Here is a 14,467-nt window from a genome sequence, read left to right on the forward strand (position 1 = left end):
TCTCTTGATCAGAACAGAAGAGCTGTTATTAAATGTAGGGCCTCAGCATCCGAGTACTCACGGAGTGTTTCGGATCGTGGTTAAGCTTGACGGGGAAATCATTACTCATGCCGATCCGGTAATGGGTTATTTACACAGAGGAACCGAGAAGCTCGCAGAGAATCTGAACTATACGCAGATTATTCCTTACACCGACCGCATGGACTATGTCTCGGCTATGACGAACAACTATGTCCTTGTTCATGCCGTAGAGAAGCTGATGCAGCTGGAAATACCGGAACGGGCCGAATTTTTACGGTTAATTGTCATGGAATTGCAGCGGATAGCCAGCCATCTGGTGTGGTGGGGAACCTACTTATTGGATATAGGGGCGATGAGTCCCTTCCTTTATGCCTTCCGGGATCGGGAAATCATTATCAATTTATTTAACGAGCTGTGCGGGGCAAGACTGACTTACAACTACATGCGTGTTGGCGGTGTAAAATGGGATGCTCCGGAAGGCTGGATCGAGAAGGTACGCAAGTTTATTCCGTACATGCGTGATAAGCTTGATGAATACACCAACCTCGTTAGCGGCAATGAGATCTTCCTGGCCCGTATTAAAGGGATCGGTCAATATGATGCGGAAACCGCTATTGCTTACGGCTTAAGCGGGGCCAATCTGCGATGTACCGGGGTGAAGTGGGATCTTCGAAAGGACCAGCCGTACAGCCTGTATCATCGATTTGAATTCGATGTACCCGTTGGGCAGAGAGGCGACTGCTACGACCGTTACTTAATCCGGTTTGAGGAGATAAGACAGTCGTTGCGTATCCTTGAGCAAGCCGTAGAGCAATTTCCCGCCGAGGGCGAGATTATGGGAAAGGTTCCCCGGGTGCTTCGCGTTCCCGAAGGGGAGGTATACGCTCGGATTGAGGCGCCGCGCGGCGAAATCGGCTGCTACATCGTATCCAAAGGGAAGGATAAGCCTTATCGCTTGAAATTCCGCAGACCCTCCTTTGTGAATCTGCAAATATTACCTAAGCTGCTGGTCGGGGAAACCATGACGAATCTCATCACGATACTCGGAGGCATTGATATTGTCGTCGGGGAGGTGGACTGTTAATGGGAGGTTTATTGCAGGAGCAGCTGAACTGGACGAATTTTGCGATCTTCTTCGCGTGGGGAGTCCTTTTGCTGTTATTAGTCCTTGGGTTCGTAACCTATGCCATATACTTTGAACGTAAGGTTATCGGATGGATGCAACTGCGGATCGGACCGAACCGAGTAGGCCCTCTGGGGCTTCTGCAGAGCGTTGCAGACGTGTTCAAGCTTCTGATTAAAGAGGACACCATCCCGCGTAAAGCGGAACGGGAACTGTTTATTTTGGCCCCGGTCATTGCATTTATTCCTGCGTTTGTCGTTGTTGCGGTTATTCCCTACTCGGAAAAACTGATCAGCACCGATCTCAATGTAGGATTGCTGTTCTACGTTGCTTTGTCCGGTATCTCCACCATCGGAATCGTGCTGGGAGGCTGGGCTTCCAACAACAAATACGCATTGCTCGGCGGGATGCGGTCGGCTGCTCAAATGATCAGCTATGAAATACCTCTGGTTATCTCCGTAATTGGGGTCATTATGATGACAGGCAGTCTGAATCTGAACACGATTGCCGAGCATCAGTCCGGAGGGTTCTGGCACTGGAACTTTCTGCCCCAAATCATCGGCTTTGTCGTATTCGTTATTGCAGGCGTATCCGAATTAAACCGTACGCCGTTTGACTTGCCGGAGGCGGAATCGGAGCTTGTCGCAGGCTATCATGTGGAATATAGCGGCTTTCGGTTCGCATTCTTCATGCTGGCGGAGTATGTTTACGTATTTGCTATTGCCGGATTGACAACGACCTTGTTCCTGGGAGGCTGGCATGCGCCATTCCCGTTCCTTGATTTCATTCCGGGCATTATCTGGTTCCTGCTGAAATTCTCTTTCATCGTGTTCTTCCTGTTCTGGATACGGGCGACGCTGCCCCGGATTCGGGTGGATCAACTGATGGGGCTCGGCTGGAAAGTGTTGCTGCCGCTTGCTTTGATCAATATTTTTGTGACAGCCATTTATATGAGCATCATCGGATGATGGGTAAGCTTCTATAAAGAAATGATGCTTGGGAAAGGGTGAGAAATCATGAAAGGCATAGTCAAAGGTCTCGGCGTTACCCTCAAAAGCATGACCCAGAAAAAAGTAACCTACGCGTACCCGGATGTTCCTTTGGAAATGCCTGACCGGTTCAGGGGAATTCAGCATTTTGACCCCGATAAATGCATTGTCTGCAATATGTGCGCGCGTATTTGTCCGACGGAATGCATTACTCTAACAGGTAAGCCCAATCCGGATCCGGAGAAAAAGGGAAAGGTCATCGATACGTACGATATCAATTTTGAAATATGCATCTTGTGTGATTTGTGTACGGAAGTATGCCCAACGGAAGCTATCGTGATGACCAATAACTTCGAGCTCAGCACGTACAGCCGCGATGATTTGTTTAAAAACTTGCAGTGGCTGAATGAAAACAACGTGAATGTACGGAAAGAAAATAATTCGGCGCTTCCGAAAGGTGGGGCGAAGTAAATGTTCGGTAATATCGCGGCTTTTTTATCCAGCGGTGAGAATATTGCGTTCTTCGTATTCGCATTACTGGCCATCGGCGGCGCCATCTTTATGATCAGCTTCAACAAGGTAGTCCATATGGTGGTGGCTCTGGCGCTGACGTTTATCAGCTTGGCAGGGCTTTACGTCGTCCTGGATGCCGAATTCGTCGCCTTTGTGCAAATTCTTATCTATGCCGGTGCAATCTCCATTCTTATGATCTTCGGAATTATGATGACCAAGCACCAAGGAGAAGAAGAGGAGCCCAAGCGGCCTGTTCATAACACGCTGTTATTTATCGGGGCGCTGGCCTTGTTCGGCGTGCTGTTCTACGCGATCCAAAATGTGAATCTTCCGGCAGGCGAATTCAAGGCGGCGGAGGACAACACATTGGAGATAGGGAAGCTGATCTTCAATCAGCATGTAATTCCTTTTGAGATCATGTCGGTTCTCTTGACCGTAGCATTTATCGGAGCCATCGTAGTGGCGAAGAGAGAGGAGGACTAGACCATGACGGGATTGGCTACCCCTTACTTGACCCTGGCGGCGATTTTATTTTGTATCGGCCTGTATGGAGCATTGTCCAAAAAGAATGCCGTCATTGTACTGCTGTCCATTGAGCTGATGCTCAATGCAGTCAACATTAACCTGGTCGCTTTTTCGAAACTGGGCGTTCATCCGAGCTTGACGGGGCAAATTTTTTCCTTGTTTAACATCACGGTAGCCGCAGCGGAGGCTGCGGTAGGCATAGCCATCCTAATAGCGTTGTACCGCAACAAAGGAACGACGGACGTCAATGAGATGGATTCGTTGAAACGATAGCTTGCTAACAACGTATAGCAGCGCTTTCGAAGTAAGTTTGCGGATGCAAACTTGTAGGAGGAGGACATAAATTCATGATATCGGCCTACTCGCAGTATGCCTGGCTTATCCCGTTGTTCCCGCTGCTAGCGTTCCTTATTTTAACGGCAGTAGGGCGTCAATTAAAAGACGCGGGCGCATATATCAGCATTGTTGCCGTCTTCGCCTCGTTCGTGGTGTCTCTGCTCATTTTCATTGAACGGCTGGGAGGCACGATTGAGGACTACACATGGAACAAACTGCAGTGGATCAAGTTCGGAACGTTTTCCCTGAACATGGGGTTTGAGGTTACGAATTTGAATGCCTTGATGCTTGTGATTGTTACCTTGGTCAGTCTATTGGTCAACTTATATTCGAAGGGATATATGGAAGGCGATGAACGCATCAATGTATTTTTTGCCTACATCGCTCTCTTTACCTTCTCCATGCTAGGACTCGTCATTTCCGAGAACTTGCTGGAACTGTATATATTCTGGGAGCTCGTAGGCGTCTGTTCCTTTCTCCTGGTGGGCTTCTGGTATTTCAAGCCGGAAGCGCGGGCTGCAGCGAAGAAGGCATTCATCGTTACGAGAATCGGCGATGTGGGCTTACTGATCGCTATTCTGCTCTTGTTCTGGGCCATGCCGAACCATTCGCTGGACTTTACATCCATTCATAATGCAGTGACGGGCGGCAAAATATCCGGCGGGATGGCAACCTTGATCGCTATCCTGATCTTCGTTGGGGCCATAGGGAAATCGGGTCAATTTCCGCTGCACACCTGGCTACCGGATGCGATGGAGGGTCCGACGCCGATCAGTGCTCTCATTCATGCGGCTACGATGGTGGCGGCAGGGGTGTATTTGGTGGCTCGCACGTTTGACATTTTCCAAGCATCTCCGGCTGCTCTTACTGTGGTGGCGTGTATCGGAGGCTTTACCGCCATATTTGCAGCTACCATCGGAACGGCGCAAAACGATATCAAGCGGGTGCTTGCCTATTCCACGGTCAGCCAGCTCGGTTATATGATGATGGCCCTCGGAATAGGAACATCGGTAGCCTATACGGCTGGGATTTTTCACTTATTTACGCATGCATTCTTCAAAGCTCTGCTCTTCCTGGGAGCGGGCAGTGTCATTCATTCCGTACATACTCAAGACATCCATGAAATGGGTGGTCTGGGCAGCAAGATGAAGATAACGGCTTGGACGTTCGGGATCGGAGCGTTGGCTTTGTCAGGAATTCCGCCGTTGTCCGGGTTCTGGTCCAAGGATGCTATCTTAGCGGAAGCCTACACGCATAATCAGCTCCTGTTTTGGGTGGGATTGATCGCAGCGTTTTTCACCGCATTTTACATGTCGAGATTGTTCTTCCTGGTCTTTATGGGCAAACCGCGCCATCAGGAGCATGTGCATGAATCTCCGGCAACCATGACCTTGCCTTTGATTGTTCTGGCTGTGTTGGCGGTCGTGGCCGGCTTTGTCTTTACCCCATTCAGTCCATGGCTTGGCACTTGGCTCACGGGGCATGCGGAGGAAGAGAGCGCCAATGCTGTGGTGATGATCCTTTCTACCGTTGTGGGACTGTTGGGGATCGGGCTGGGCTATCTGGTCTATGTCAAAAAAACGATCTCAAGCGATGCCGTATCGAGCCGCGCTCCATGGCTGTACCGCTTGCTGAACCGCAAATATTATATCGATGAAATCTATGAACAGGTTATCGTAAGGCCATTGAAGGGTCTTGGTCTGGTGCTTCATCTGTTCGATGAATATGTTGTCGACGGCATCGTTAAGCTGGCCAGCTATTCTGTGGTCGGCATCGGACGGATCGGATCCCGTCTGCAAAATGGTCAGGTACAGACCTATGGGCTCGCCACCTTGCTGGGGCTGCTCATTCTGATCCTTGCCATCGCAGGAAGGAGGTTCATCCATGTCGGATAGTATGCATATCTTGTCCCTGATAGCTTTTTCCCCGCTGCTCGGGGTGCTGGTGTTACTATTCATGCCGGCTCATAAAGGGCAGTGGATCAAAACGGTCGCCATTGTGACTACCCTGATTCCGCTTGTATTATCCGCATGGCTCTACTCCGCCTTCAATCATCAGCTCGAAGGGATGCAGTTCAAGGAGGAGCTAGGCTGGATTCAAGTGCCTCTCAATCACGAGGCCCAGGGCCTGAATCAAATGACGTCCTTCTTCTTCCAGTTTAAATACATCATGGCTGTGGACGGATTATCGCTGCCTCTTGTATTCCTGACAGCTTTGATCGGTACGATGGCGGCACTTGCTTCCGTCTATATCAAGAAAAGATGGAAATCTTATTTTATCTTCTACCTGCTGCTGGAAACAGGAATGTTCGGTGTGTTTATGGCGCAGGATTTGTTCTTGTTCTTCGTCTTCTTCGAGGTAACCCTGATCCCGATGTTCTTCCTGATTGGAATATGGGGATATATGGAGCGCGAAAGGGCAGCGAACAAGTTTTTGATCTACAACGGGATTGGCTCGGCCATCATGCTTATCGCCTTCATCATTCTCATTTGTACCGCAGGGTTCGGACAGGTGTCCAATGACAGCGGCAATTCGATCTTTTACAGCGGGGACCTCAGCGTCATAACAAGCCATTTGTTCCAAAGCGAAGCTTCCTATGTCAATCAGAGCGATTACCCGTTCTACTTGAGCGATACGATGAAATGGGTGCTGTTCATCATGCTCTTGGTTGCATTCGGAATCAAGCTTCCGATCTTTCCATTCCATACGTGGATGCTTAGGGTACATACGGAAGCCCCGCCTTCCATCGTCATGATCCACTCCGGCATCCTGCTGAAAATGGGGGCCTATGGCTTGATCCGCTTCGGCGTTCTGCTCTTTCCGCAGCAAGCTGTGCAGTGGGCGACCGTACTTGCTATTCTGGGTGTGATCAATATTTTATACGGGGCTATTCTAGCTTTCGTACAAAAGGATTTCAAGCTGGTTCTGGCTTACTCCAGCATCAGTCATATGGGGATCGTGCTGCTCGGGATCGCCGCATTCAACACCATCGGACTCGAAGGAGCGGTGTTCCAGCTGGTGTCTCACGGTCTTATCTCAGCGCTGCTTTTCCTGCTGGTAGGGGCAATTTATGAACGAACCCAGACCACTATGCTGGATCAATTGGGCGGACTCGCCAAAAATGTTCCGTTCATTTCCGGTATCCTGCTGGTAGCCGGCATGGCTTCACTCGGTCTCCCGGGATTGTCCGGGTTTATCAGCGAATTTCTGGCCTTTGCAGGGTTATTCCAGACGGCCAAAGTTATCACGGTCATCGGAACCATCGGGGTCATACTCACCGCCGTGTACGTGCTGCGCGGGGTTCTGGCCATTACTTACGGTCCTCCGAGAATTCAGGGAGACGGCATGAAGGATGCCCGCTTGATGGAAGCCATTCCTATGGTGGCCTTAGTAGCCTTCGTCGTTGTCCTGGGGATCTATCCTGCGGTGCTTAGCGGACCTTTGCATCAAACCGTCAGCGGCTTCGATCAATTCATTCAAACTGTAGTGAAGATAGGGGGTTAGGCCGGTGGAACAACTACGTCTCCAATGGAGCGATCTCGGATACTTGGCACCGGAGCTGACTCTGGTTATTGCGGCAGTGGTATTATCGCTGCTCGATCTTCTGCTGCCGAAACAAACGAATCGTAAAGCCCTCGGTTGGCTGTCGCTGCTTAGCATCATCATCGCAGGCTTGTTCGTTGTCGGTGACCTGAACCCGACAGAGCCGAAACAGCTGTTGAATTACAGCTATCGCATTGATGACTTCGCCAGCATTATCAAGCTGATCTTGTTAACCGGTGCGGGTCTGGTGACCTTCATGAGCATAGGCTCCTTAAAGGAAGAGGAAGTTCCGCATATCGGGGAGTTTTACTATCTGCTCTTACCTGCAACCCTGGGCGGAATGATTATGTCGTCTTCGGGTGACTTAATTACTCTGTATGTAGGTCTGGAGCTGCTTAGCATCACCTCCTACATTCTGGTAGCCATGCGCAAAAAAGATCTGCGCTCCAATGAAGGAGCCTTCAAGTATGTTGTGCTGGGGGGGATTTCCTCCGCCATTATCTTGTACGGAATGTCCTTCTTATACGGGATGTCAGGCTCGACCAGCATTCCGGAGATCAACGCAGCGTTAGGACAAAACGCCGAATCGATGCTGCCGTTCCTGTATGTGTCCTTCTTTATGCTGTTGGCCGGCTTCGGTTTCAAGGTTGCGGCGGCTCCATTCCATATGTGGGCTCCAGATGTGTATCAAGGAGCTCAGACGCCAGTCACCGCTTTCTTGGCTGTAGTGTCCAAGGCAGCCGCGTTTGCTGTCTTGTTCCGCGTGTTGTACGGCGTGTATGCCATCGGAGCCTTAATGGAGCTTCCGTTCCATGGCGACGTTTTAGTATCTCTAATGGTCGTATCCGCGGCCGCTATGATTCTCGGGAACTTTATCGCGCTGCGGCAGAGCAATCTAAAACGGCTATTGGCCTACTCCGGTATTGCGAATTCAGGATATTTGCTTATTCCGATCGCAACGCATTTTTCCATGGTCCATTATTCGAACTTTTCGGAATTTGCGTTTTACTTGATCGCTTACCTGTTTATGAATATCGGTATTTTCGCTGTCGTGATGATCATGGAGCGATCTACCGGCGATGAAACCGTAAGCGGACTGGCCGGCTTGTATTACCGGGCTCCAGGTACAGCTGTGGCGACCGTGCTGTTGGTTCTTTCGCTTGCGGGCCTGCCGATTTCGGGCGGCTTCTTCGGAAAAGTGTTCATTATGATGGGAGCGATGCAAACCCAGCATTACTGGTTAGCTGCAGTGATGATTGTGACAAGCGTGATCTCCTTCTACTATTACTTCGGACTGATCCGCCAAATGTTCATGCGAACCGATTTTGAATCGAGGAGCGTCACGGTACCGTGGCCGCTCGGCATTACCTTATGGCTATGCGCCGGAATTAGTGTACTCCTCGGTATTGTGCCGCAGTGGGTGCTGGGATGGATCGATCGGATTTTCTCGCTTACACAGGATTTGTTTTTTTTCAGCTAGCAGGTTAGATGTCATAGCCCGATTGACGCTTAAGATGGTGCGTCAGCCGGGCTTTTTTAAGGTTAAACCCTATTATAAGGCATGCCCAACGCTGCATTTTGACCCTTTCTCTTACCAAAAACCGTTTCCCCTATAGATGTTCATAAAACCTCCATCATTTGCTAAGCGGTTTTCCGAAACTACGGCAGGAAACCGAATACTTTTATCGAAATAGTAAAGCTACTCCAATAAGCAAAAGAAAAGAAGGAACCATGAACATGCAACGTAAACTAGTGACTCGCCAACTCGTTCATTGGATCATGGGGATCGTGATGCTGCTGGTATGCGCCGGACAGGCTTTCGGTAAAGAGCCGCTGGTTACCATCGCAGCCTCAGCGAATGACCCCTTAACAGAAAAACAATCCTACTTGCAGCAGATCCATATTAACGAAGCCTGGGATAGCGCCAAGGGCAACCCGAATCTAACGATTGCCATTGTCGATACCGGTGTTGATTTGAACCATCCGGATTTGAAAAAGAATCTGGTGCCTGGAGTCAACCTGATGAATCCCAAGCTGCCGCCTCAAGACGATAATGGTCATGGGACGAATGTTGCCGGGATCGTTGCAGCAACAACCAATAATGATAAAGGGGTCTCCGGCATATTATGGGATGCCAAGGTGATGCCTATTAAAGCGTTGGAGTCGGACGGCTCCGGGGGGGAAGCCAAGCTTGGGGAAGGCATCCGTTATGCGGTTGATCATGGGGCCAAAATTGTTGTTCTGTCTCTTGGTTTAAATAAATATTCAACGTATCTGAGCGATATTGTACGCTATGCGGAGGAGAAGGATGTCCTTCTTGTCGCGGCGACAGGAAATGAGGGAAATCGTGTTAAATATCCAGCCGCATACCCAACGGTATTGGCGGTCGGAGGTGTAACCGCAGATGGCGCGGCGCATGAGCTGTCCAATACGGGGCCGGAGATTGACCTTGTTGCGCCTTGGGATGTATTTACGACCGCGTTGGGCGGTTCTTACGAGTATAAGGACGGGACCTCCATGGCGGCTCCGCAAGTCGCTGCGGTTGCAGCTTTGGTATGGAGCAAATACCCGAATATGAAGCCATATGAAATCCGTCAGCTGCTACGCCAAACGGCAGACGATTCGATGTCTCCCGGCTGGGATCAGCAGACAGGGTACGGATTGCTAAGAGCCGACCGGGCATTGACGGAGATGCCACTGCTCGATATCTATGAGCCGAACAACCGGAAGGACCAGGCCAAGGCGCTGTCCATCAGTAAGATGATCTCGGCATCCTTCACCGGCGGATCGGATCAGGACTGGTTTTACCTGGATGCTCCTTATGATGGGACCGTCAATCTGACCTTTGACCTTCAAGAAGGGCAGTCGGTTGCCGTTCAGCACACGGATGCCAAAGGGACTTTTACGAGTGTGACGGCGGCTCCGGGACAGCCTGTTGCCTTGAACGTCAGCAAAGGTCGCAGCTATTTACAGTTTCGCTTGGCTGACAGGAACCAGAAGGCTGAAATTCCTTATAAGCTGACGACGTCGTTTGACATCTACCGTGATGTTTTCGAAGATAATGACCGGCAGTACAAGGCCTATGTGCTTCCCTCACGGAGCCAAACGATCAAAGGGACCTTCCATCAGATGAACGATCAGGATTGGTTTGAGTTCCCCGTGGAACAATCCGGCATGCTCACTTTCCATCTCAGTACGGATACGGCAAGGATTGATCCGGTTCTGTTCGTGCAGAAGCAGGGGGAAAAGGGCACTACCGTTGATGAGGGAGGAGACGGGGTTACAGAGGTGCTGGTAGTGCCGGAGGTGTTTCCGGGCAAATATTATATTCGCGTCAGCAATGTCAAAGAGTATGCATTTCCGGTCACCGGGGAATATACGTTACAAATAGAGTATGATGCGAAACAGATCGATCCTAATGAACCTAACAATCGTTCGTATCAGGCGACGACTATATCTCTGGATACGGAGTATACCGGGCTAATCGACAAAGTGGACGATATTGACTGGTTCCAGTTCCAGCTGAATGAAGAAAGCTATGTTCATTTGAGCTTGACGGGGATTCCCCGCAGCGTGAATATGTATGCCTTCCTATACGATCGAAGCATGAAGCCTATGGCCAGCACCAATTCATCGAGAGAGATTGAGATGAAGGAACGGCTTCCGGCAGGGACCTACTACCTGAAGCTTACGGCGAGCGCTCCGTTCGACCGCGACGTGTACCAGCTGATGGTCAGAGCCAAGCCATTGATCGGCGGGTATGCCGATATTCAGGGGCATTGGGCGATGGACAGCATTTTGGAGATGGGCAGCAAGCAGATCGTAAACGGGTACGACGACTATACGTTCCGGCCGGATTCTCCGATTACTAGAGCGGAGGCGACTACGATCATCAGCCGGGCCTTCAAGCTGTCCAAGCAGAAGAGCATCAGCTATACGGATGTGAGTATGAATCACTGGGCCTATGCGGACATAGCCAAGGCGGCGCAGAGCGGAATTATTGACGGATACCCGGACAATTCTTTTGCTCCAGATCAGCCGGTAAGCCGCATGGAAATGACTGCAATGATTGCAAGAAGCATGAATATTTCGGGCAAAAAACGCGGTGCTGTTCCGTTCACGGATGTAGACGATGATTATTGGGGCGTAGGCATTCTGAAGCAGATGAAAGCGGAAGGCTGGATTAACGGCTACGAGGACGGAAGCTACAAGCCGGATCAGCAAGCATCGCGGGCTGAATTCGTGACAATGCTGGCCAAAATTATGCCTTAAGATGAAAAGTGGGGTCAAATATGGATTATGTACAGCAAATGAACACCTCCATGGGAATGAACGGTATAATCAATATTTTCATTACTTTGATTTGTATCGCTTGTTCCTGGTGGGCGCTCCAAGAGCTGAACCTGGACAAAATGATGAAAAGGCCGAAAAGCATGCAGAGCAAGATGCTTCAGATTTTTTTATCCGTCGGTTTAGGCTACCAATTGGCGCGGTTTTTCATTGACTATTTTAACTGGTCAACTTGGCTGTCGGGGATGTTTTAACCGGCAGCCCGGTTTGTTCCATAACATCGTTAAGAAGCACTGTACCGAGGAAAGCGTTAGGGATAACGAGGCGTGCCTCGTATGGATGTCGGGCTTTATCGAATGATTAGACATTTTTGTGAAAAAGATGGCTAAAACAGGCAGGAAGATGCGGTTTGCGAATAACTAAGGTGAATCTTGTCAACAATGGATAGTACAACCGTTGTAAATCCCTTGTTTGCTCCGAATAGTATCTTGATTGGTTTTTCAAAATGAAAATTTACATGCTGAAGGTTCAATGCTAAACTAGTACAGTGTGCAATGAAAACAGCGCGGAGGGGGACCATGATGAGCAAAATTATCGTCCGCGGCGGCCAGAGATTGTCAGGCAAAGTTAGAATACACGGTGCAAAAAACGCCGTTTTGCCGATTATCGCAGCCTCTATTTTGGGTACAGAAGGAGACAGCGTAATCCACGACGCACCTCCCCTGGACGACGTCATCGTTATTAATAAGGTTTTGGAAAGTCTCGGGGTACAAATCGAATATAAAGATGAAACGATACGGGTCAATGCCCGGAACATTGTAACGTGCGAGGCTTCCTACGAGCTGGTCCGCAAAATGAGGGCTTCTTTTCTTGTTATGGGACCTTTATTGGCCCGTATGGGTCAGGCAAGAATATCATTGCCGGGCGGCTGCGCGATCGGCACGCGTCCTATTGATCAGCACTTAAAGGGTTTTGAGGCGATGGGAGCGGAGATCGAGCTGGGTCAGGGCTACATCGAGGCGAGAGTAACGGGCCGGTTGAAGGGTGCGAAGGTGTACCTGGACGTGGCTAGCGTTGGGGCTACCGAAAATATTATGATGGCCGCCACGTTGGCTGAAGGGACGACCACGATCGAGAATGCGGCTAAGGAGCCGGAGATTGTGGACTTGGCAAACTATTTGAATGCCATGGGAGCCAAAATTCGCGGTGCCGGAACAGGGCTCATTCGTATCGACGGTGTCGAGAAGCTGAGCGGTGCAGTACATACGGTCATACCGGACCGGATCGAAGCGGGTACATACATGATTGCTGCAGCAATTACAGGAAGCGACTTGTACATTGAAGGCGCCATTGGCGATCACTTAAGGCCGGTTATTTCCAAGATGCAGGAGATGGGTGTAACCATCGAGGAAGACGAGAACGGTCTTCGTGTATATACCGATAGAGCTCTTCGCTGCGTTGATGTGAAGACGCTGCCTTATCCCGGATTTCCTACCGATATGCAATCGCAAATGATGGCGCTCTTGTTAACGGCTGAAGGGACCGGTATCGTTACGGAAACCGTATTCGAGAACCGCTTTATGCATGTAGAACAGCTGGTTAATATGAATGCGTCCATTAAGGTTGACGGGCGTTCGGCTGTCATTAGCGGCGGCGCCAGACTGCGTGGAGCCAAAGTATGCGCTACCGACCTTCGCGCCGGAGCGGCACTTATCCTGGCTGCGCTTGCTGCGGATGGAGAAACGGAGATTACCGGCATCCACCATATTGACCGGGGCTACGTTGATATTGCCAATAAGCTGCGTATGCTGGGTGCAGACATTCAGCGGGTATCGCTGGAAGTCGTTGAGCCGGAGGAAGAATCCATTTCGATCTTCGCTGTAAGCCCTAGCTTGGCATAATTGAATAGAAGGTGTACGGCAGGAGGAGAATCTCTCATACGAGGGAGAGCTCCTCTTTTTTGTTTTCTATTTCCGTGTTCTATTCTATTTTTTGGGCTCATAAGATGGAGTTACCTGGCATCACAACAATAAGCTGTCTAAGAGCCGACAGAAGATGGAGGAAGTAGAAACGATGGACAAGAGAGTGATGATCCAATGGGCTACGCTATCTTTAACTAGTTTCTTAGCCGTCATAATCATAGTACCTGCCATACTCGTCAAAAACGTTACCCCTGCGCCTCCGGTGGAAAGACAGCAGGACGCGGCAGCCTCACAGGCAGTTCAACAGGAAGGGATCGCCTCCCTCGTCATCCCGGTCTATTTGAGCAAAAACAAGCAAGTGGAATCTATTCCACTCGAAGCCTACGTAAGAGGCGTCTTGGCTGCCGAGATGCCGATAGAGTTTGAATTGGAAGCAATGAAGGCTCAGGCTATGGCAGCGCGAACGTACATCCTTAGAAGAATAGTGGAGCAGGATTTCAGCAACATGCCGGTAAGCAATGCCTGGGTAACGGATACGACCGCTCACCAAGCCTATGTGTCCGACGACGAATTGAAAGCGCGATGGGGAGCAGCCTATGCGGCTAATTCGGACAAGCTGGATCAGGCGGTGAACGAAACGAAGGATTTGATCTTAACCTATCAACAAAAGCCGATCCAGGCTACCTTCTTCTCTACCAGCAACGGATATACGGAAAATTCGGAGGATTACTGGAACGAATACATCCCGTATTTACGCAGCGTACCCAGCCCTTGGGACACCAAGCTATCGCCCCGTTACAAGGAGACGACCACCGTTTCTCTCAAAGAGCTGCAAAGCAAGCTGGGTATTCGCACGTCCATTCCGGTCTCCGCCAACGGCAGCGGGGCGTTAAAGGTTCTCCAGATGACCGAAGGGCACAGGATCAAGTCAATGGCCATAGGAGGAAAGACATTTACGGGTCGTGAAGTCCGTGAGAAGCTGGGCTTGGCTTCCTCTCAATTTCAATGGAGTTGGAAGGGGACGAATCTGCAGGTCACTACGTTCGGCTACGGCCATGGAGTCGGAATGAGTCAATGGGGAGCCAACGGAATGGCGATGGAGGGACGTAAAGCGGAGGAGATCGTCAAGTATTTTTATACCGGAATCGAAATTAGTAGAGCATCGAACCTAGTAAAAGGGAAAAGTTTCTAAAAAAATAGATCAT

12 protein-coding genes are annotated in these 14,467 nt (G+C 50.1%); all 12 read left to right on the top strand.

Annotated elements, in window-relative coordinates:
- Positions 1-4: 4 nt before the first annotated feature.
- The 12 genes from B1728_RS30595 (at position 5) to spoIID (ending at position 14,454) form a co-directional block, all read left to right on the top strand.
- The gene (locus tag B1728_RS30595; RefSeq protein ID WP_079914219.1) at positions 5-1,105 is read left to right on the top strand and encodes an NADH-quinone oxidoreductase subunit D; all 1,101 of its coding nucleotides are present in this window, start codon (positions 5-7) and stop codon (positions 1,103-1,105) included.
- Entirely contained in the window at positions 1,105-2,112 is a 1,008-nt protein-coding gene (gene nuoH, locus B1728_RS30600) for an NADH-quinone oxidoreductase subunit NuoH (RefSeq protein ID WP_079914220.1), read from the top strand. Before B1728_RS30595 ends, nuoH begins: the two co-directional genes overlap by 1 nt.
- A 48-nt stretch (positions 2,113-2,160) precedes the next feature.
- Positions 2,161-2,604: an NADH-quinone oxidoreductase subunit NuoI gene (nuoI, locus tag B1728_RS30605; RefSeq protein WP_079914221.1), complete on the top strand. Its 444-nt coding sequence runs from the start codon at positions 2,161-2,163 to the stop codon at positions 2,602-2,604.
- Complete coding sequence (locus B1728_RS30610) at positions 2,605-3,129, top strand: NADH-quinone oxidoreductase subunit J (RefSeq protein WP_079914222.1); 525 nt, start codon at positions 2,605-2,607, stop codon at positions 3,127-3,129. It abuts the gene before it with no gap.
- Between the two features lie 3 nt (positions 3,130-3,132).
- Positions 3,133-3,444 carry an NADH-quinone oxidoreductase subunit NuoK gene (nuoK, locus tag B1728_RS30615; RefSeq protein WP_079914223.1) on the top strand — a complete coding sequence of 104 codons (312 nt, stop codon included), beginning with the start codon at positions 3,133-3,135 and terminating at the stop codon, positions 3,442-3,444.
- A gap of 74 nt (positions 3,445-3,518) precedes the next feature.
- Positions 3,519-5,402, top strand: coding sequence for an NADH-quinone oxidoreductase subunit L (gene nuoL, locus B1728_RS30620; protein ID WP_079914224.1), 1,884 nt, complete (start codon positions 3,519-3,521; stop codon positions 5,400-5,402).
- The gene (locus B1728_RS30625) at positions 5,392-7,011 is read left to right on the top strand and encodes a complex I subunit 4 family protein (RefSeq protein ID WP_079914225.1); all 1,620 of its coding nucleotides are present in this window, start codon (positions 5,392-5,394) and stop codon (positions 7,009-7,011) included. Before nuoL ends, B1728_RS30625 begins: the two co-directional genes overlap by 11 nt.
- Before the next feature lie 4 nt (positions 7,012-7,015).
- Positions 7,016-8,530 carry an NADH-quinone oxidoreductase subunit N gene (locus B1728_RS30630; protein WP_079914226.1) on the top strand — a complete coding sequence of 505 codons (1,515 nt, stop codon included), beginning with the start codon at positions 7,016-7,018 and terminating at the stop codon, positions 8,528-8,530.
- A gap of 257 nt (positions 8,531-8,787) precedes the next feature.
- A complete protein-coding gene (locus B1728_RS30635) occupies positions 8,788-11,322 on the top strand; it encodes a S8 family serine peptidase (protein WP_079914227.1) in 2,535 nt (844 codons plus the stop codon).
- A 20-nt stretch (positions 11,323-11,342) separates the two neighbouring features.
- Positions 11,343-11,594 (top strand): DUF1146 family protein, encoded by a 252-nt coding sequence (locus tag B1728_RS30640; protein ID WP_079914228.1) that lies wholly within the window; start codon positions 11,343-11,345, stop codon positions 11,592-11,594.
- A gap of 327 nt (positions 11,595-11,921) precedes the next feature.
- On the top strand, positions 11,922-13,241 hold the full coding sequence (murA, locus tag B1728_RS30645) for a UDP-N-acetylglucosamine 1-carboxyvinyltransferase (RefSeq protein ID WP_079914229.1): 1,320 nt from the start codon (positions 11,922-11,924) through the stop codon (positions 13,239-13,241).
- Positions 13,242-13,395: 154 nt separating this feature from the next.
- Entirely contained in the window at positions 13,396-14,454 is a 1,059-nt protein-coding gene (spoIID, locus tag B1728_RS30650; RefSeq protein WP_079914230.1) for a stage II sporulation protein D, read from the top strand.
- The last annotated feature ends 13 nt before the right edge of the window (positions 14,455-14,467 follow it).

Source organism: Paenibacillus sp. 32352 (genome assembly GCF_002042965.1).
Classification (GTDB): domain Bacteria; phylum Bacillota; class Bacilli; order Paenibacillales; family NBRC-103111; genus Paenibacillus_S; species Paenibacillus_S vulneris.